General features: G+C 45.1%; 20 protein-coding genes and 1 tRNA gene. 18 read left to right on the plus strand and 3 right to left on the minus strand.

Features of this window, described 5'->3' with window-relative positions; genetic code table 11:
• The 10 genes from Q0238_RS09990 to Q0238_RS10035 form a co-directional block, all read left to right on the plus strand.
• A partial coding sequence (locus Q0238_RS09990; protein ID WP_297945693.1) for a polysaccharide biosynthesis protein occupies positions 1 to 742 on the plus strand: 742 nt, incomplete at its 5' end.
• On the plus strand, positions 739 to 1,464 hold the full coding sequence (gene hisH, locus Q0238_RS09995) for an imidazole glycerol phosphate synthase subunit HisH (protein WP_297945695.1): 726 nt from the start codon (positions 739 to 741) through the stop codon (positions 1,462 to 1,464). The genes Q0238_RS09990 and hisH, both read left to right, overlap by 4 nt.
• On the plus strand, positions 1,464 to 2,171 hold the full coding sequence (gene hisA / locus Q0238_RS10000; protein WP_297945696.1) for a 1-(5-phosphoribosyl)-5-[(5-phosphoribosylamino)methylideneamino]imidazole-4-carboxamide isomerase: 708 nt from the start codon (positions 1,464 to 1,466) through the stop codon (positions 2,169 to 2,171). Before hisH ends, hisA begins: the two co-directional genes overlap by 1 nt.
• A 78-nt stretch (positions 2,172 to 2,249) precedes the next feature.
• Positions 2,250 to 3,113 (plus strand): 50S ribosomal protein L11 methyltransferase, encoded by an 864-nt coding sequence (locus Q0238_RS10005; protein ID WP_297945698.1) that lies wholly within the window; start codon positions 2,250 to 2,252, stop codon positions 3,111 to 3,113.
• Positions 3,110 to 5,059, plus strand: a complete 1,950-nt coding sequence (ftsH, locus tag Q0238_RS10010) for an ATP-dependent zinc metalloprotease FtsH (protein ID WP_297945700.1) — start codon at positions 3,110 to 3,112, stop codon at positions 5,057 to 5,059. Before Q0238_RS10005 ends, ftsH begins: the two co-directional genes overlap by 4 nt.
• A 127-nt stretch (positions 5,060 to 5,186) precedes the next feature.
• Positions 5,187 to 5,936 (plus strand): CDP-diacylglycerol--serine O-phosphatidyltransferase, encoded by a 750-nt coding sequence (pssA, locus tag Q0238_RS10015; protein WP_297905032.1) that lies wholly within the window; start codon positions 5,187 to 5,189, stop codon positions 5,934 to 5,936.
• Positions 5,937 to 6,021: 85 nt separating this feature from the next.
• On the plus strand, positions 6,022 to 7,536 hold the full coding sequence (locus tag Q0238_RS10020; RefSeq protein WP_297945702.1) for a 2-isopropylmalate synthase: 1,515 nt from the start codon (positions 6,022 to 6,024) through the stop codon (positions 7,534 to 7,536).
• A gap of 157 nt (positions 7,537 to 7,693) precedes the next feature.
• The gene (atpE, locus tag Q0238_RS10025; RefSeq protein WP_291937974.1) at positions 7,694 to 8,032 is read left to right on the plus strand and encodes an ATP synthase F0 subunit C; all 339 of its coding nucleotides are present in this window, start codon (positions 7,694 to 7,696) and stop codon (positions 8,030 to 8,032) included.
• A 69-nt stretch (positions 8,033 to 8,101) separates the two neighbouring features.
• Positions 8,102 to 8,186 (plus strand) — tRNA-Leu (locus tag Q0238_RS10030).
• Positions 8,187 to 8,433: 247 nt separating this feature from the next.
• The gene (locus Q0238_RS10035; RefSeq protein WP_297945705.1) at positions 8,434 to 8,754 is read left to right on the plus strand and encodes a hypothetical protein; all 321 of its coding nucleotides are present in this window, start codon (positions 8,434 to 8,436) and stop codon (positions 8,752 to 8,754) included.
• Here Q0238_RS10035 and Q0238_RS10040 read toward each other — a convergent pair.
• From Q0238_RS10040 to Q0238_RS10050, 3 genes are all read right to left on the minus strand, one after another.
• Positions 8,733 to 9,839 (minus strand): hypothetical protein, encoded by a 1,107-nt coding sequence (locus Q0238_RS10040; protein WP_297945706.1) that lies wholly within the window; start codon positions 9,837 to 9,839, stop codon positions 8,733 to 8,735. The genes Q0238_RS10035 and Q0238_RS10040 overlap by 22 nt on opposite strands.
• Positions 9,836 to 10,540: a hypothetical protein gene (locus Q0238_RS10045; RefSeq protein ID WP_297945707.1), complete on the minus strand. Its 705-nt coding sequence runs from the start codon at positions 10,538 to 10,540 to the stop codon at positions 9,836 to 9,838. The genes Q0238_RS10040 and Q0238_RS10045 overlap by 4 nt, the downstream gene beginning before the upstream one ends.
• A gap of 286 nt (positions 10,541 to 10,826) precedes the next feature.
• On the minus strand, positions 10,827 to 11,846 hold the full coding sequence (locus Q0238_RS10050) for a hypothetical protein (RefSeq protein ID WP_297945709.1): 1,020 nt from the start codon (positions 11,844 to 11,846) through the stop codon (positions 10,827 to 10,829).
• Between the two features lie 467 nt (positions 11,847 to 12,313).
• On the opposite strand from Q0238_RS10050, the gene Q0238_RS10055 reads away from it, so the two are divergent.
• The 8 genes from Q0238_RS10055 to Q0238_RS10090 all read left to right on the plus strand — a co-directional run.
• Positions 12,314 to 13,558, plus strand: a complete 1,245-nt coding sequence (locus tag Q0238_RS10055) for a hypothetical protein (protein WP_297945710.1) — start codon at positions 12,314 to 12,316, stop codon at positions 13,556 to 13,558.
• On the plus strand, positions 13,555 to 15,477 hold the full coding sequence (locus Q0238_RS10060; protein WP_297945711.1) for a ribonuclease R family protein: 1,923 nt from the start codon (positions 13,555 to 13,557) through the stop codon (positions 15,475 to 15,477). The genes Q0238_RS10055 and Q0238_RS10060 overlap by 4 nt, the downstream gene beginning before the upstream one ends.
• Positions 15,477 to 16,481, plus strand: a complete 1,005-nt coding sequence (locus Q0238_RS10065; RefSeq protein ID WP_297945713.1) for a DNA polymerase III subunit delta — start codon at positions 15,477 to 15,479, stop codon at positions 16,479 to 16,481. Before Q0238_RS10060 ends, Q0238_RS10065 begins: the two co-directional genes overlap by 1 nt.
• A gap of 84 nt (positions 16,482 to 16,565) precedes the next feature.
• Positions 16,566 to 16,979, plus strand: coding sequence for a 30S ribosomal protein S6 (gene rpsF, locus Q0238_RS10070; RefSeq protein ID WP_005873267.1), 414 nt, complete (start codon positions 16,566 to 16,568; stop codon positions 16,977 to 16,979).
• Positions 16,980 to 16,989: 10 nt separating this feature from the next.
• Positions 16,990 to 17,592, plus strand: a complete 603-nt coding sequence (locus Q0238_RS10075; RefSeq protein WP_297945715.1) for a single-stranded DNA-binding protein — start codon at positions 16,990 to 16,992, stop codon at positions 17,590 to 17,592.
• A 13-nt stretch (positions 17,593 to 17,605) separates the two neighbouring features.
• Complete coding sequence (gene rpsR, locus Q0238_RS10080; RefSeq protein ID WP_295151385.1) at positions 17,606 to 17,866, plus strand: 30S ribosomal protein S18; 261 nt, start codon at positions 17,606 to 17,608, stop codon at positions 17,864 to 17,866.
• A gap of 114 nt (positions 17,867 to 17,980) precedes the next feature.
• The gene (locus Q0238_RS10085) at positions 17,981 to 18,154 is read left to right on the plus strand and encodes a hypothetical protein (protein ID WP_297945717.1); all 174 of its coding nucleotides are present in this window, start codon (positions 17,981 to 17,983) and stop codon (positions 18,152 to 18,154) included.
• Between the two features lie 218 nt (positions 18,155 to 18,372).
• Positions 18,373 to 18,738 (plus strand): hypothetical protein (locus tag Q0238_RS10090; RefSeq protein WP_297945719.1); only part of this gene is annotated, 366 nt, incomplete at its 3' end.

An 18,738-nucleotide genomic window follows, 5' to 3' on the forward strand; every position in this document is an offset into this window, starting at 1 on the left:
GGCGTATAAGCACGTGCCGCTATGCGAGTTTAACCCGCATCTAGCGGTTAAAAACAATGTCGTCGGCACAAAAAATGTAATTGATCTGTCTAAAAAATACGGCGCGAAAAAGGTTGTTTTGATCTCGACCGATAAGGCGGTGCGACCGACGAACATTATGGGCACGACGAAGCGTATCTGCGAGCTTTACGCGCTAAATTCCAACGACGCGGCAAGCGATACGCAGATCGTCGCGGTGCGCTTCGGAAACGTGCTCGGCTCAAGCGGCAGCGTCATTCCTAAATTTAAACGCCAGATCGAAGCAAACGAGCCGCTTACCGTTACGCACCCCGAGATTACGAGATATTTTATGCTCGTTAGCGAGGCGTGCCAGCTCGTGCTTCAAGCGGCCTCCATCGCGCAGGGCGGCGAGCTTTTCGTGCTGGATATGGGCGAGCCCGTAAAGATCGCCGATCTTGCCAAGCGAATGCTGCAGCTTGCCGGCAAGGAGGAGCTGGGTATTAAATTTGTAGGTCTGCGTCCCGGCGAGAAGCTTTACGAGGAGCTTTTGATCGACGAAAACGACAAGAGCACGAAGTACCAATCCATATTCGTAACCCACTCCGCAAAATACGACCTGCAAGAGCTAAGCTCGCAGATCGAGGAGCTCTCGGAGTGCGAGGACGCGCAGGTCGCGGATAAGCTAAAGCGTATCGTGCCCGAGTTTTCGCACCGATTGAATGATATGAAGGGCACGGCTTGATCGGTATCGTGGATTACGGCGCGGGCAATATCCAAAGCGTGATGAACGCGTTTAGCTTTTGCGGCGCTAAATTTTGCCGCGCGCGCAGCCCTGAGGAGCTTTTGAGCTGCGATAAAGCCCTGCTTCCCGGCGTGGGCGCATTCGGCGAGGCGATGGATAAGCTTCGCGCAAGCGGTATGGACGCCGCGATTAAAGAATTCGTCGCAAGCGGCAGATATTTTTTAGGCATCTGCCTAGGGATGCAGCTTCTATTCGAGCAAAGCGAGGAATTCGGCGCGCGCAGCGGGCTTGGAATTTTGCCTGGTCGCGTCGTAAAATTTGACAAAACGAAATTTAATATTCGGGGGACGGAATCCAAGTCCGAGGATATTAAATTTAGATCGGACGGGGCGGAATTTAATTCAGACGGGGCAGAGCCTAGTGAGCGCTGCGGGCAAAATTTTACCTGTGCCGAAAGCCTAAAGATCCCGCACGTCGGCTGGAACAGCGCGCATTTTATCAAGCACTCGCCGATAAATGCGGGCTTGGGCGAGTTTGAGTATCTGTATTTCGTGCACTCCTACCACGTCCTTTGCGAGCGCGAGATCACGCTTGCGAGCACGTTTTATGGCTATGAGTTTGCAAGCGCGATCTGGCGCGAAAACGTCTTTGCCTTTCAGCCGCATCCCGAAAAAAGCCACGATGCGGGCATAAAAATCATTAAAAATTTTACGGAGCTGTGATGGAAATTTTCCCTGCGATCGATCTGAAACAAGGATGCGCCGTGCGCCTTAGCAAGGGCGAGATGCAAAGCGCAAAAATTTATTCCAAAGACCCCTGCGATCTAGCCAAAAAATTTGAAGATCTCGGCGCTAAGTGGCTGCATCTGGTTGATCTCGACGGCGCGTTTGCGGGCGAGGCGGTAAATTTCAAAGCGATCGAGCGGATCGTAAAAAGCACGCGTCTGCGCGTAGAAGTGGGCGGCGGCATCCGCGATGAAGCGCGTATAAAGGAGTATTTGAGCTTAGGCGTCGATAGATTTATCCTGGGCTCGGCGGCGCTAAAAAACCCAGATTTCGTAAGGGGGATGGCGAAGCTTTACCGCATCGTCGTGGGCATAGACGCAAAAGAGGGGCTCGTAGCGACCGAGGGCTGGGCGGAGCTAAGCCGCGTAAAAGCGACCGATCTGGCGCGAGACTACGCGGACGCAGGCGTTTGCGCAATCATCTGCACCGACATATCGCGCGACGGGATGCTAAGCGGCGTGAACGTAGAATTTAGCCGCTCTATCGCGAAAGCTTGCGGCATCGACACTATCGCAAGCGGCGGCGTAAAGGATATGAACGACATAATCGCGCTGAAAAACGCAGAGCTCATCGCGGGCGTCATCGTCGGCAAGGCGTATTACGAGGGCACGCTCGATCTTAAAAAGGCGTTTGAAGCTCTATAAAAACGCCCGAGCGTAAGCAAAGTTTGAACTAAATTTTAGTAATATGCAAATTTTAAAATTTAAAGGCGATGTGAGGCGATGAAAGATTTTTTTTATGAGATGATCGTAAAAAGCGCTAATGCAAGCGAGCTTTTCAAAAGCTTTGCATTTGAGCTCGGCGTTACCTGCGTCGAAGAACGCGGCGAGAGTTTCATAATCCGCGACGAAGAGGATCTGCAAAATTTAAAATTTGCGTTTGAAGAGTTTAAAAAGGCGCTCGCGCGATCTCTCAATTTAGACGCCGATCTGCAGATCGAAATTTCAAAAAAGCAAAACAAAGATTGGCTAGACGAATATAAAAAAGGCGTCGCGCCCGTGGCGGTCGGTAAATTTTACGTCCGTCCGAGCTGGTGCGAAAGATCGCAAGATTGCGCGCTAATCGATCTGCTGATCGATCCCGCTCTAGCGTTCGGCTCAGGCCATCACGAAAGCACCAATATGTGCCTGGCGCTGCTTAGCGAGCTCGCTCGCGATGGCATGAGCGCGCTTGACGTGGGCTGCGGCAGCGGAATTTTAAGTATCGCGATGAAAAAACTGGGCGCAAAGGTAAGCGCCTGCGATACCGACGAGCAGGCGGTGACAGCTACGCAGCAAAACGCCGAGAAAAACGGGGTGCAGATCGATCAAATTTGGCTCGGCAGCGTTTCAAGCCTAAACGAGCAAGGCTCAAGCGCAGCCGCGCAGCCGCAGTTTGATCTCGTCGTCGCAAATATCATCGCCGACGTGATTTTGATCCTAAGCGCGGATCTGAAAAAAGCGCTAAAACCGGGCGGCAAGCTCGTGCTGTCGGGGATTTTAGAAAAATATAAAGATAGGATCGAGCAAGCTTTTTCGGATTTAAATTTCGTGCAGATGAAAAAGCAAAACGAATGGCTTAGCTTCGTTTATGAAAGGAAAATATGAATAACAACCCAAATAATCAACCCCCTCAAAACGGCGGCGGAAACAATTTTTTTAATAAAAATCCGATCGGCGTTTTTATAATTTTCGCGCTTATTTTGATAGTCGTGTTTAAAGCGATATCCCCAAGCGGCGGATTTGATAGCGGTGGAGTGCTGGGCTCCGTTTCGGGCGAGAGTAGAAACGTAACTTACTCCGAGCTAAAATCGCAAATCAAAAACTCCCAAGTAAGCATGGTTTCCATCGGAAGCTCCACGATTAAAGCGCAAGTAGGCAACGTAATCTACACCGCCAAGCGCGTGGATGATCCCGAGCTAGTTCAAATTTTAGAATCGCGCAAAATTCCATACGGCGCGTATAACGAGAGCAATTTTTTGACCGATCTGCTCTTTAGCTGGGTCTTGCCGCTCGTGATTTTCTTTGGAATTTGGATGTTTTTAGCCAACCGCATGCAGCGCAATATGGGCGGCGGCGTGCTCGGCATCGGAAGCTCTAAAAACCTGGTAAGCGCCGAAAAGCCGAAGGTTAAATTTAGCGATGTAGCGGGCGTCGAAGAGGCGAAAGAGGAGGTTAAGGAGATCGTAGATTTCTTAAAAAACCCCGAGCGATATATCAGTCTCGGGGCTAAAATTCCAAAAGGCGTGCTTTTGGTGGGTCCTCCGGGCACGGGTAAGACGCTGCTAGCCAAAGCGGTCGCGGGCGAAGCGGACGTGCCGTTTTTTTCGGTATCGGGTTCGAGCTTCATCGAGATGTTCGTAGGCGTGGGCGCCAGCAGGGTGCGCGATCTATTTGATAACGCTAAAAAGCAGGCTCCGGCGATCGTTTTCATCGACGAGATCGACGCGATCGGCAAAAGCAGAACTGCAGGCGGTATCGGCGGCGGTAACGACGAGCGCGAACAGACGCTAAATCAGCTGCTTGCCGAGATGGACGGCTTCGGCTCGGAATCAAGCCCGGTGATCGTCCTTGCGGCTACCAACCGCCCAGAGACGCTGGATGCGGCGCTTCTGCGTCCGGGCAGATTCGATAGGCAAGTTCTAGTCGATAGACCTGATTTTGACGGCAGAATGGCGATTTTGAAGGTGCATATGCGCGACGTAAAATTTGCCCGCGACATCGATATCGAAGAGATCGCGCGCCTTACCGTGGGTTTTGCGGGAGCCGATCTTGCAAATATCATCAACGAAGCCGCGCTTTTAGCGGGTCGCGAGGCAAAGGCGGAGGTCGAGCAAAAAGACCTGCTCGAAGCGATCGAACGCGTCGGTATCGGACTGGCTAAAAAATCGCGCCGCGTAAGCCCGATCGAAAAGCGGATCGTCGCCTACCACGAAAGCGGTCATGCGCTCATCGCCGAGCTTACCAAAGGCGCGATGCCGGTATCTAAAGTAACTATCGTGCCGCGCGGATTGAGCGCTGCGGGATATACGCTAAATTCGCCGTTTGAAAATAGATATCTGCATCAGCGCCATGAAATTTTTGCAGAGATTGATACATTTTTGGCGGGGCGCGCGGCGGAGGATGTGTTTTTAGGCGAGATCACTGACGGAGCAGGCAATGATTTACAGCGCGCTACCGATATGCTTAAATTTATGGCTACTCAGGTCGGAATGACCGATGCACTCGGGCTTGCAGTGCTAGAAAAGCAGCAGTATTCCTTCCTAAACGGCGGACAGAGCATCAAGGATTATAGCGAGGTAACGGCGGTTAAGATCGATGAATATGTCCGCAAGACGCTGGACGAGCACTACGCGGCGGTAAAAGAGACGCTAAGGACCTACGCTCCGGCGATCGAGGAGATGGTAAAGGCGCTGTATGAGAAGGAGACGGTCTCTGGAGAGCAGATCGTAGAGATCATCTCTAAATTTGAAAAAGATAACGGCATGCCTACCCGTCTGGTGCGAAATTTAGGCGCTAACGATGATATCGAAAGCGCAAAGAGCGAGGCTTAAATTTAAAGCCTCGTGCAGGGCAAGAACTTAGCGCTAAATTTTAAGAAGGTCGTGCTAAAATGCTTTACGCGCGATCCGCGGCACCGAATGAAAAGCGGTGTAAAAATAAAATTTTAAAGAGTAAGAGATGGAAGAGGAAAAGGGAAAACTAATCTATATATTGCCGAATTTTTTCACGGCGGCAAGTGCATTTTTAGCAGTCATCAGCATAATTTCTACGATCAAGGGCAACTTCAGCGCCGCGATCTTTTATATCATTTTATCCTTGATCTGCGACGGACTCGATGGCCGCGTAGCGAGGCTAACGCATGCGACATCGAAATTCGGCGTGGAGTTCGATAGCCTTGCGGATATCGTGGCTTTCGGCGTAGCGCCGGCGCTGCTATTTTACTGCGCGGTCGGGCACGATTACGGTAAGGTCGGCTCGCTCGTAGCAGCACTTTACGTGGTTTTCGGTGCGATCAGGCTGGCGCGATTCAACGTCACCACAGGCACCTACGAGCCTAGCGTTTTTATCGGGCTGCCGATACCAACGGCAGCGATTACGATGGCGTTTTGGATCGGAATTTATCTAAAATATGAGCTCTCCAAAGGATTTGGCGTATTTTTGATCATCGCAATGGCGGCGCTATCGTTTTTGATGGTAAGCAACATACGCTTTCCGAGCTTTAAAAAGATCAGCCTAAAGCGCCCCAACGCGATTAAAATTTTAGTGCTTCTAATCGTCGTATTTTTCTCACTTTTATATCTTTTCAGGCTGGAATTTCCGGCGGTGCTCACTTTGGTTTATATCGTTTACGGTTTGGTTCGCGGAGCTTTAAATTTAAGCGCGGCTAAATTTCATAAAAAAGACAAACCCGAGGAAACGGCGAAATAATCTCAAATATGTTTATCGCCGCGATTGTTTTTAAGTTTGCGCGGCTATAATTTTGCCAAATTTTAACCCTTTGAAAGGATTTGTAATGGACAAAAATAAAATCATAATCTTCGATACTACGCTTCGTGACGGCGAGCAAAGCCCTGGAGCGTCGATGAATACGGACGAGAAGATCCATCTTGCGTTGCAGCTTGAAAAGCTGGGCGTAGATGTTATCGAGGCGGGTTTTGCGGCGGCGAGCCCCGGGGACTTTGACGCGATAGAAAAGATCGCGGGTGCCGTTAGCAAGGCTCGCGTCTGTTCGCTTGCGCGCGCTTTAGAAAAAGATATCAAAGCCGCAGGCGAAGCGATAAAGGGCGCGAAGCTCGGGCGCATCCACACCTTCATCGCCACAAGCCCTATCCATATGGAATTTAAACTCAAAATGCAACCGCAAGAGGTCATAAAGCGCGCCGTAGAGTCTGTGCAATACGCTAGAAGCCTATGCGATGACGTGGAGTTTAGCTGCGAGGATGCGTGCAGAAGCGATATTAGCTTTTTAAAAGAGATCTGCGACGCTGCGATAAACGCCGGAGCCTCCACCATAAATATCCCCGATACGGTGGGTTATCTCTATCCGGATGAGATCACCGCCCGAATAGGTGAAATCGTTAAGCTTATCGGCGAGCGCGCCGTAGTTTCGGTGCACAATCACAACGACTTGGGAATGGCTACCGTAAATTCCTTAGCCGCTATCTTGGCAGGAGCCAGACAGGTAGAGTGTACGATAAACGGTATCGGCGAGCGCGCGGGCAACGCGGCTCTGGAGGAGATCGTAATGGCGATCAAGACGCGCAGGGATAAATTTGCGCCGCTTTATACCGATATAAATTTGAAAGAAATTTATCCATCCAGCCGCCTAGTCGCGAGCATCACCGGCATCGAGCCGCAGCCTAATAAAGCGATCGTGGGTAAAAACGCCTTCGCGCATGAAAGCGGCATCCACCAAGACGGCGTGCTAAAACACAAAGAAACTTACGAGATCATGCACGCCGAGGATATCGGACTTGATAAAAACTCGCTCGTACTGGGCAAACACAGCGGCCGCCACGCCTTCAAAGACAAGCTGGTATCTTTGGGCTATGAACTTAGTAACGAGCAGATTGAGATCGCGTTTAATAAATTTAAAGCGCTCGCCGACAGCAAAAAGGACGTTTTCGACGAGGATATTAGAGAGCTCGTAAACGACGAGTTCGTGGGAGCCGAAAAGACCTACGAAGTGCTGGTTTTAAGCTCCAATAGCTGCAACAAAGGGCACGCTAGCACCGCGCTTACGCTAAGATATAAGGATGAAATTTTAAGCGATAGCGCGCTTGGAAACGGCGGCGTGGATGCGATATTTAAGGCGATAGACCGCATCAGCGGTATCAGCGGTAGCCTGAAAGAATACCAAGTAAAAGCGGTCTCGCAGGGCAAAGACGCGCTGGCGAAAGTAACCGTTAAGGTGGAATTTGCGGGCGAGGGCGCCATCATCGGCAGAGGACTTGACGTAGATACGATGCTGGCGTCTGCAAAGGCCTACGTTGCGGCGCTAAACACATATCTGGACGCTAAGCGCTAAGATGTCGGAGTGTTCGGCGGGATTTGCTAAATTTAACGCAAATTCCGCCAGATTAAACAAATCAAAAGCAAAATTTTAATAATATTTCACACTTAAAACGTTGGAGTAGGGGGTATTGAGCCGAAACTCGTTTTAAAATTTATTTATGGAGACTTTTATGAAAAAAGTTCTTGTATTGTTATTTGCGCTTTGCGGCGCGGCTTTCGCTAGCGAGCAGCTAAGCGCTTACACTCAGATCGTTTCTTTTTCTGCAATTACCGTTGCAGTCGTTTTAGGTCTAGCCGCTTTGGGTGGTGCGCTAGGTATGGGAAATGCCGCTAGTGCGACGCTTAACGGTATCGCTAGAAACCCAAGCGTAGCTAGCAAACTATCGACTACAATGTATATTTCGCTTGCGATGATCGAAGCGCAGGTTATCTATGCGTTGGTTGTTTCATTCGTCTTGCTTTTTGCCAACCCTTTTTTGACAGAAGGTTTAAAGGCTGCTGCAAATTAATCACAAGCCCGAGAAATCGGGCTTTAAACTTATATAACTCAAGGCTTAATATCAAGCTTTAAAATTTATGCGACCGTGGTGGAATTGGTAGACACGCTATCTTGAGGGGGTAGTGCCGCAAGGTGTACGAGTTCAAGTCTCGTCGGTCGCACCATCTATCAAAATTTTCCCTATTTTTTTCGTTTTTTGAATTTTAAAATAATTTTTTGAGCCCTATTTTTGGTAATTTTAAAATTATTCTTAAAAAATTCTTAGCACCGAAAATCATCGATTCATACATATATTTTAAGAAAATACTATATATTAAAAAATTGTATAGTAGCTTTTTTTGCGCTCCTGCCTTGTTAATCCTTTGAGGAAATTCTATAATCTGCCTAAAATTACTATACAAAGGAAGAAATATGACAGAAGTTTTTACCAAAATTAAGGATAATCCAATTTTCAAATCAGACCCCGACAAAGTAGTCAGGAATTTTATTTTGCCGCAATATAAGCGCACTATGGTCGAAGTCTTAGATGATTTTATAGCCGTTAAATTTTATAGCTCGCTGGCTAGAGACGGAACGGTTAAAACACACAGGCACTATCATTATACGCAAGGCGGCAAGTTAATCAAGGTTCTAGGCAATGCCGACGAAATAACATTCGAAGGGGCCAGAATATTGTTAATATTCATAATTTGTGCTACCAAATACATGCTCTATGCTGCTCCTAGCGTATAGTTTGGGTTGCTATGGTGCATAAACATATAAGTTTTTGCTTCATTGCTGTTTATGGCAGGTATGGTTACTTTTATGAATTCACCTTTTTTTAACTCTCTACTAAGTGAGATTGTAAAATTCATCTTTCCTGCTTTTTCTACTGCATTTGCATTTGATACATTTACTGCTATCTCATCTGCTTTGTGTAGGGTTATGTCAAGATACTCTTGGTATGGATTAAAGTCTTCTATAATAAGGCTATCATTTACTATAAGCTTATTATCAATTAGTTCATATTTTATATTGTCTTTTGTTTTATATATGTTTGAGCCTTTTTCTATTTGAGTGCCGTCTGTTAGTTTGCGACCATGAAAATATACCTGACCTTTTCCATCCTCATCTCTTATAGTGTCTTTGCCGTCGGTAAAGTATGTATCATAGCCGGCTCCGCCAAGAAGCAAATCATCGCCATTTCCGCCTTGAAGCAAGTCATCTCCACTACTGCCGAACAATACATCGCCTTTCCTGTTGCCAAATATAGAACCACTTGGCTCACCATTAATGTTTAAAATTTTTCTAGCTTGTGCCGATAATGGTCTTGTATAAATAGAACCATCATTATTCCTAACTTCTATAAAGCCATTTGAAGTAATATTTATATTATCGTTATCTTCTCCATATATTTTCTTAAATATACTTCCCAAATCCCAATCAACAAGAGATAATGCCAAATTTGCACCAGTAATTATCCAACCTTGCGGTGTCAATAATGCCGCACCAGCAATAATTGCATCTCCTAACGCCCCAACCATTTGTTTCATTTTGCTTTCACCCATAGTGCTATCAATTAATACATTTCCTGCTGCAGTTTCTACAAACAAAACAATAGCCCTAGCTTTGCTTTTTAAAATCTTTTCGGGTATATCAGTGAAATTTTCAGCAATACTATAACCACTGCTTGCACTATTCCACATTTTACGAATATTTTTTAAATTATCTTTACTATTTTCAGAAAGATTGAATTTAGTAAATTTTTCAATAATAATTTTTTCAGCTTTATCCAAAGCAACTCTTGCTTTCGCTTCTCTGCTACCTGTTGAATTCATCGTTCGCTCCTTGTGTTATAAAAATTTTTATCAAAAATTCCAAAGCTAGTTTTAGCATTTGAAATATTTAATTTCACATTTTCTAAAAAGTATTTTTTAAATTCTTTAAATTCTTTGTCGTTGCAAATCATAATATTCATCACTTTTCCATTTTTGCTGTAAATGGTAAGACAATCATAAACGCTATCATTGATTTTGCCACCATTTATTGTATGAGTTATAATTTTTGGAATTGCATAAAATACAACGATAAGTGCAAAAATAAAAAACAAAATAATAGGCTCATTAAATGCAAAAATTGCGTATATGTATGTAGAAATAATAATCAAAAGTAAAATTTTGGCAACTAGTGAAATTTGTTCGCTTCCATCTCTAAAATCAACGCTAAATTTAACATTTTTAATATTTTTTACTTGCATAAAATCAAAAGATTTATCATTTTTAATTTGGCTTATCATTTCATTTTTCAGAATAAAATAATTTTTGCCCAAAAATTTCATAATGTAAGGAATTGCTACCATGAGAGATAAAATCGTAAAACCATTGACTTTTTCTGGTTTTGCGATACACAAAATAATAAAAGCTAAAATCATTAAAAATATACCAATCAAATTTACTTGTGGTTTGTAATCTTTTATAACAATCGGCTCTTTATCATAATCCCTTAAATTTTTGTTTTTATTAAAAACATCGTTTACCAAATTTGATCCTTTTTATAAAATTTCCTAGCAAATTCAATCTCGGTCAGTATCGTTTGATACTGAATTTTATGAATTCATAAATTTAAACTTGCTATTGCTTTTAAATTCAAGCAACAAGTAAATTCAAATTTAAAAATTTGATATTTGGATCTGTTTAATCTGAATTAGCCCCCGGTTAAACCTAAATAGCATAGCAGTCTTTTTTATACCACAGCTTGTTAATTGTTCAATCCCTTATACCCCTCCCATGGTGGCTCTGCATATGTTTTTAGCGCCTCAAACTTTCTCATTTTCTATCCTTTCTGAAGAATTCCTCTATCATCTTTTGATTACACTTTTCTATTGAATTAGTTTCATTTTTGTTACACATCCAAAACTCACCGCCAGATTGCGGACCCAAAGCACTCACTAGAGCTTGCAATATCCAAGTGTGATAAGACTCATAGATGTATATATTGTCGGCTAGTATCTTGCCCGTATTTATATCTTTTATGATTCCACCGTAGTTAAATCCCATGCCCAGCATATTATCGAATATAGTTTTTATATTAGGCTTTGGTTCTAGGAGATGATATGGATCTTCCACTATAAGCTCGGTAGGCGCTATTTCATCTTTGGAGATTTCTTTGCGAGCTACACATTTGTCTTTATAAATTTCTTGAAGCTCTTTTACATCGTATTTTATATATCTTAATATTTCGGTCGCTTTTCGTTTCAAATCAGTCTCTGAGATGTTTGCGTCATCAAGCAACGATTTTATCTCTTTGGTTATTTTATCTTCGCTTTCATTATTTGGCTGTAGATCGTTTAGAAATTTAACTATTTCTTTATACGGTATTGAGACGTTTTTTGAAAAATTTCTTAATGTTCGGTCAGGAGAGAGGAAGCACTCTTTTGAAGTGTTATCATCGACGTAAACCCTAAAATATTTACCGTTATTGGGACTATTTTCTGCTTTGACCTTGTAATCTATATAGTCCAAATTTCCGTTTATCAATACCTTGAAAGCTGTATCGACCGTATAGTCTCTGTCATTATTATCATCTAAAACCGGAAACCACCTATCAAATTTCTTTTCTCCGGCATAATATGCTCTGATAGCTGGCTTTTCATAGACGTTTATTTTGCCGTATAGATATCCGTAGCAATGAAATATGGCAGAAACTATAAATCCGTCACCAAAAAATACGACAAACCAAACAAGAAGCCAAAAACGTTTGCGTTTGCCTTTGAGGGCAATTAAGGCGACAAAAAAGCTTATGGTAAAAAAAGCGGGTATTATGAAAAGAAATACTATACTGCGCATATCTAACCCTTATAAAAATACATATGCAAATTTGTAGAGCCCAAAGAGCTTCTTTAGTAGCAATATTTTATTGCTCTATATCTTAGCTCGTCATTAAATTTCATATAAATTCATCGGCTTAAATTTATATGGAATTTTAAAATTAGCTTGAGTATCTTAAAGTTATTTTCGGTTTTTTAAGTCTTTTTGGCTCTTCAAGCTTCTGTTTTAATTGAGCTCTTTATAAACGGAATCTCGATGCATTTTATACGAAAGGGGATTAAAATTTTATAAAACAGCGGATGAAATTTTGGTTTTGCCGTCACGATAAACGGGCGATTTGATCCGCGATTTTCAGGAGCAAAAAGAGTGCTTTAAAAGCCTCGTGAGCCGAAGCGGAATTTGGGCGTAACGGCGGCGTTTTGCTTTGCAATTTGAGTTAAAATTTGATATGATTGTGCGAAATTTATATTGAATGGCTTTTTAAAATGAATAAATTTATAACCCAAAAAATAGGCGCGCTCGCGAGCTTTAGCGATGAAATTTTAAAAATTTTAGCATCATTTGGCGCAGATGTTTCGGATGTCAGGCTCGCTCTGCAAATTTCAAAAAACGCTCCCCTCGCGGATAAAATTTTAGATTTAGCATTTTGCGGTTTGTCTAAATTTAGCGCCGAAGGGCTTGCGAGGCAAAATTTCGCTACTGCAGATGAGCGGTGCGATCTACAAGGCGCGGAGCCTATAAAGTATGGCTTGCAAGACGCCGCAGACGAGTGGCGGCAAAACGAGTGTATCTCGAGCGAGCAAAAAGGTGCAGACTTAGCAGAGCAGGGCGATAGTCTTAAATTTAATCACTCAAATGACGCAAACGGCGTAAATTGCAGCGACGACGATTTTAAATTTAACCCCTCACAAGCAGCAAGTGATACGCAGCGGCAAAATCAGCACGTCGCCGCGAGGGCTGATTGCACGCTAGGTTCGAGTATCTCTACGCAAGCCGCACAAACGCAACAACAAGAACGAGAGCAGGAGCAGGGGCAAGCGCAGCAGCAAAAACAGGGGCAAGAATGCGGGAGAGCGCAGGAGCGGGGACAAGAGCAGGGCGCCGCGGCACTAAAAACGCTAAATTTGCAGCGAGCGTTTGAGCTTTACGGGCGCGAGCAGATGCGGGCGTTTTTTCTATTCGCCGTATTTGACGATATGCTAAAGCCCGATTTGCAGGCTTATCGCATCGACCGCGAGAAGCTCACGCAGGTCTCGCTGCTGCGAAATCTGCTTATGTTTTCGTGGATCAAATCCTATCCGCAGATAGAGCAAAACATCCTTTCAAGCGTGATTTTAGTGGAGTTCGGGCGGGTTTTTATCGACGAGCAGGTGTGTGCGGCGGGCAAGGCGGAGGAATTTTACCACGCCATCAAAGGCTCGATCTTCCCGCAGGATTTTACCGACGTGGAGATGAAATTTAGCGGCACGAGCCGCGAAAGCGTCTCGCACGCGCTATTCGCGCATTTCGGGCTAGAGCAAATCGCGCAGGATGCGCTGTATTCAAACGCCCCCGACGACGCGCCTTTTGAGAACAAATCCCGCTACGCGATGCTAAAGATCGCCAAAACCGCGGTCAATATCTACCACCACTTCGACGAGCTTAGCATCGACAACGCTTTAAATTTGCTAGTCGAGTTCGGCTTCGAGCAAGAGGCGTTTTTAGAGGCTAAAGGCGAAATTTCGATATGAGAGAGTTCCTGCGCGCCTTTAACTCGGGCGTATTTGAAAAGGATCTTAGCGGCGAGCAAAAGGAGCTCGTGCGCAATCTCCTAAATATCGGCGCTATCAGCGCGCACAAGGGCAAGCTTTATCTAAACGACGGCTATGTTTTCGGCAGGCTCGACATCGCGCGCGACGGCACGGGCTATCTGCAAAGCTTCGACGACCGCTTCAAAGCTGATCTCATCATCGAAAACAGATATTTAAGCGGCGTGCATCTGGGCGATCTGATCCTAGCAAAAATTTTAAGCTCAAGAAAGTCCCGTCTGCACGCAAAGGTGCTGATGTGTGTCAAGCCCGCGTTTTTAACGAGCGTGGTTTATACCAAAAGCTTCGGGCGCGAAATTTTAGGCGTGAACGTCAAAACCGGCCTCGCAAATCCGCTCAAAGCCACGCAAAAATCGCTAAAGCAACTGCCGCCGAATACCCTTTTAAAGATCGATAATCTAACGAACGAAATTACCGAGGTGATCGGAAGCTTAGCCGATCCCTTCGTCGATGAGAAAATTTCTTTAGCGATCTACGATAAAAACGACGAATTTAACGAAGCGTGCAAGCAGCAAGCCGCAAGCTTCGGCAGCGAAGTGGACGAAGCGCTGTATCCGCAGCGCGTGGATTTGCAGCATTTGCCCTTTTGCACCATCGATCCTATCGACGCCAAGGACTTCGACGACGCGATCTATTTTGACGTAAAAGAGCGCACGCTTTACGTCGCGATCGCCGATGTGAGCGAATACGTAAGCGAATACTCGCCGATCGATAAGGAGGCGAAATTTCGCGGCTTTTCGATCTATTTCCCGCACAGATCCGTGCCGATGCTACCGCGCGAGCTTAGCGAAAATATCTGCTCGCTGATGCCGGATCTGCCGAGACTGGCCTTTGTTTTTAAAATCGCTTTGGATGAAAATTTAAACCCGCAAAAGCAGGAGCTTTTCGAAGCGATTATAAGATCAAAACGCCGCTATAATTACGACGAGGTCGATGAAATTTTACGCACCCGCAAGGCGTGCGAGCCTGAAATTTTAAGCTGGCTCTTGCCGCTTAATGAAATTTGCGAGCGCCTGCGCCGCGCGAGGCTGAAGCGCGGATTTGATTTCCGCACCAAGGAGCTTCGTATCACGCTTGATGGGCACGGCCTAATAAGCTCCACTCGCTTTGAGACCGACACTCCGTCGCACAAACTCATCGAGGATTGTATGCTGCTAGCCAATAAAGCCGCTGCAGCGCGCATCGAGCGGGGCGTTTTTAGAAATCACGGCTCGGCGGAGCTTAAAAAAATTTACGCGCTGCTTGACGATCTGGCGCTGTTCGGCATCGACGCGCCGTATCAGAGTAACCTTGCCAAAATGATCGGCGAAATCCAAGCGCAAGCCGATGCCATGGGGATCCGCGAGGAGGTCGATAAGCTCATCATCAAGGCTCAAAAGCGCGCCGAGTACGGATCCGAATCGCGCGGGCACTTCGGGCTCGGATTTGATAACTACACGCACTTCACAAGTCCGATCAGGCGCTATTCCGATCTCATTTTGCACCGATTGCTAAAGGCGCAGATGAGGGGGGATGAGAAATTTTATAATTACCTGCTTTTAAACATAGATGCGACGTGCGCGCGGCTAAACGAGCTTGAACGCGAGGCGGACAAGGTTGCGTTTGATTTTATGGACCGAAAATTTGCGCGCTGGGCCGCGGAAAATTTGGGCAAAAAATTCCGCTGCTACATCGATGAAAACGGAAATTCCGTCACCGCAAAGCTAGACGACAAGCTAAAGGGGGCTAAAATTTTAGTTTCAAATTTCGCCGGCGACATTTTAACGCCCGTGCTGGTGGAGCTTACGGACGCAAACATCGCTAGCGGAGTGATTTTAGGCAGGGTGGTAAAGAAGATCTGATGTATAGGAAAGAATTTGACGGGCTTATAGCAAGCGGCAGGGTGCCGAATTTCGTGCTTTTGCGCGGCGGAGACGATTTTTCAAACGAGCTTTACGCGCAGCGATTGAAGCAAATTTACGCCTCGGAAAATTTTTTGAGTTTGTATTTTTTGGAGTATGATTTTGAGCAGGCGCGAAGCTTCTTGGAGCCCTCGCTTTTCGGCGGTAGCAACACGCTTCACATCAAAACCGCCTCGCTCATCAAAAAAGAGGAGCTGCGAAGGCTCATCGCGCTATGTAAATCAGACGCGAACAACCATCTGATCTACGAGCTAAACGATAGCGAAATTTCGGTGAGCGCGGATTTTATCAAGGAATTTGAACGAAACGAGGTCAGGTTTTTCAAACCCTCGGGCGTAAACGAAGCCATAACGCTGCTTGCGCAAAAATGTGAGATGTGCGGGCTTTTTGCAAACACCGCCGCACTTAGCAGGATCTACGCCATCCACAACGAAAGCCTGAGCCTAAGCGCGAGCGAGATAGAGAAATTTGCAAGTCTGGGGCTTGAGCTTAGCCTGCAAAACGTAAATTTGATGGTTTATGGGCTCAGCGAGGTGAGCTACGACGAGCTTTTCGATAAAATTTTCGGCCTTTGCGACTTTCGCGTAGATTTTTACAAAATGGCTCTGGGCGGCGGATACAACGAAATGGAGCTGATAAATTATTTCTACCGCCTAATTTATAGAATTTTTCGCCTGCATGCTTACGTAAAAATAAACGGCAGATTTGATTTTAAGGCGGTTTTAGGCTATCAGCCGCCCCCTTCCGTGGCCGCACAGATGCAGCGCTACGCCACTAGCTTTTCTACGCGGACGTTTTATAAAATTTTCGCTCACTTAAACGATTTGGAATTTGAACTCAAAAGCGAAAAGAACGCGGCGAAGGACGAGCTTTTGCTCGCGTCGTTTTTGAGGTTGCAGCGCATGCTGCTAAGTTCGCTCGGACAAAAAGCAAATATTAAGTGAAATTTTAGTAATATCCCTTTGCATTTTTTGCAAAATCCTTGCTCGCAGGCGCTGTTTGCGAGCTAAAATCCATAAGGAGAATTTATGAGAAACTACGAGGTTTTATTCATCGTTAAGCCCACGCTTACCGACGATGAAGTTAAAACAAAAGTCGATTTCGTCAAAGAAATCATAACCAAAAATGGCGGAGAGATCGCTTCCGTGATCGAAATGGGCGCTAGAAAGCTTGCCTATAAGATCGACAAATATGAGCGCGGAGTTTATTTCGTAATCTATTTTAAGGCCGAGCCGAGCTTGATCTCCGAACTTGTTAGAAATCTGCGTATCACCGAAGATATCATTAGATTTTTGACCGTCAAATATGAGACTAAGCGTGAAATTTCCGCTTGGGATAAACTAAGCAAAGGTATCAAGCTAAGCCCTGCGAAAAAAGAGCGCGAGCCAAAAGCACCGGTAGAGCCAAAAGAGCCTGAAGAAGCAGCCAAAGAGGGCGAATAAAGGATAAAATATGTTCAATAAAGTAGTTTTGGTAGGTAATTTGACCCGAGATATCGAGCTTAGATATCTGCAAACGGGTACCGCCGTAGGCAAAACTGGCATCGCCGTCACACGCAGATACAATAGCTCAAACGGCGAGAAACGCGAAGAAACGTGCTTTATAGACATAGATTTTTTCGGTCGTACGGCCGAGATCGCAAATCAATACTTGCGAAAAGGCAGTAAAATTTTGATCGAAGGCCGCTTAAAGCTAGATCAGTGGCAGGATCAAAACGGACAGAACCGAAGCAAGCACTCCATCAGCGTAGATACGATGGAGATGCTAGGAAGCAATCAAGGTGGAAGCGGCGGCTATAACCAAGGCGGTAATTACGAGGGCGGCAATTATGGTGGAAGCTCCGGCGGCTATGGCGGGGGAAATTCTAGCTATGGCGGCGGCGGTAATTACGGCGGTGGAAATAGCTATGCTAATAGACAAAACTCAAATTCTAGAGGCGCAAAAAACGATTATAACGCGCCTAAACAAAAAGAGCAGAGTTACGAAAGCACGATTCCGGAAGTCGACGTCGATGCCGATAAATACGATGACGGCAACGACACGATCCCATTTTAATTAAGGAAAAATCATGGCAGATAAGAGAAAATATACTAGGAAGTATTGCAAATTTACGGAAGCAAAGATCGAATTTATCGATTATAAGGACACGGCGCTGCTAAAGCACTGCCTAAGCGAGCGCTTTAAGATTATGCCGCGTCGCTTAACCGGCACCAGCAAAAAATACCAAGAGATGGTAGAAAAGGCTATTAAGCGCGCACGCCAAGCAGCCCTTATACCTTACATCGTAGATCGCAAAGACGTGGTCGTAAATCCATTCGAAAATCTTTAAATTTTAGCGGTACAAAGCCGCTAAAATTCCCCCTATTTTAAACTCTAAATTTTAAAATTTAAGCTCGCTCTTATATATATATAATTTCACCCATATTTTTTCAAAGGAGAAATTATGGCAGAGAATGAACAAGCGGAATATTTGGAATGTCCTTTTTGCGGCAAAGACGACATCAAATACGGAGCGGTCGTATGCGGTGGGTGCCAAGCGGAGATCTCTTATAGCACCTTGGATAAAGACGCTTCTTATTTCTATAGTTTGGCTTTGGTTTGCGGGAGCTCTTACTAAGAATAGTGATACCGTATTTTACATTGTTATAGCTGTAGGAGTTATAGGCGTAATTAGTTCTTTTTTTATGGCGCGAGATCACAGTCCGCGATTTCATAGGACTATGAAGCACGTTAAATAGTCTATATTCCGCCGTTCACTGGCGGAGAAATTTTGTAATTCTCCGATTAAATTTAAATTTGGAGAATTGCACTACTTAAATTTTTAAAAGATAAATTATGAATTTTTTCCTAGGCTTTCTTGCCGGTAGCGGTTTGGGTGAGGGGCTTGTAGCTATTATTTTAGTCTGTATGCTCGTATACGTGATAGGTGGTGGCTTCAATGCCGTTCTCGCTTTTATTCTGGGCTTTATAGTGTTTTGCATTGCAAAGGCATTTTTAGAAGGCTTGACTTCTAGCGTAAATAATAGATTTGTTGCGTCTGTCGTACCAATTTTGGGAGGTTTAGTTCTAGGGTATTTAGCGGGTGCTTCCGTATATGAAAGTGAGCAGGCAAAAGATGCTGAGCGCGAAGCGCAGAAGCAACAAAATATGACGCAGCAAGATAAAGTCTATTATATCCAGCGAAGTTTGATGTTTAGCGGC

Source organism: uncultured Campylobacter sp. (assembly GCF_938045775.1).
Lineage (GTDB): Bacteria > Campylobacterota > Campylobacteria > Campylobacterales > Campylobacteraceae > Campylobacter_B.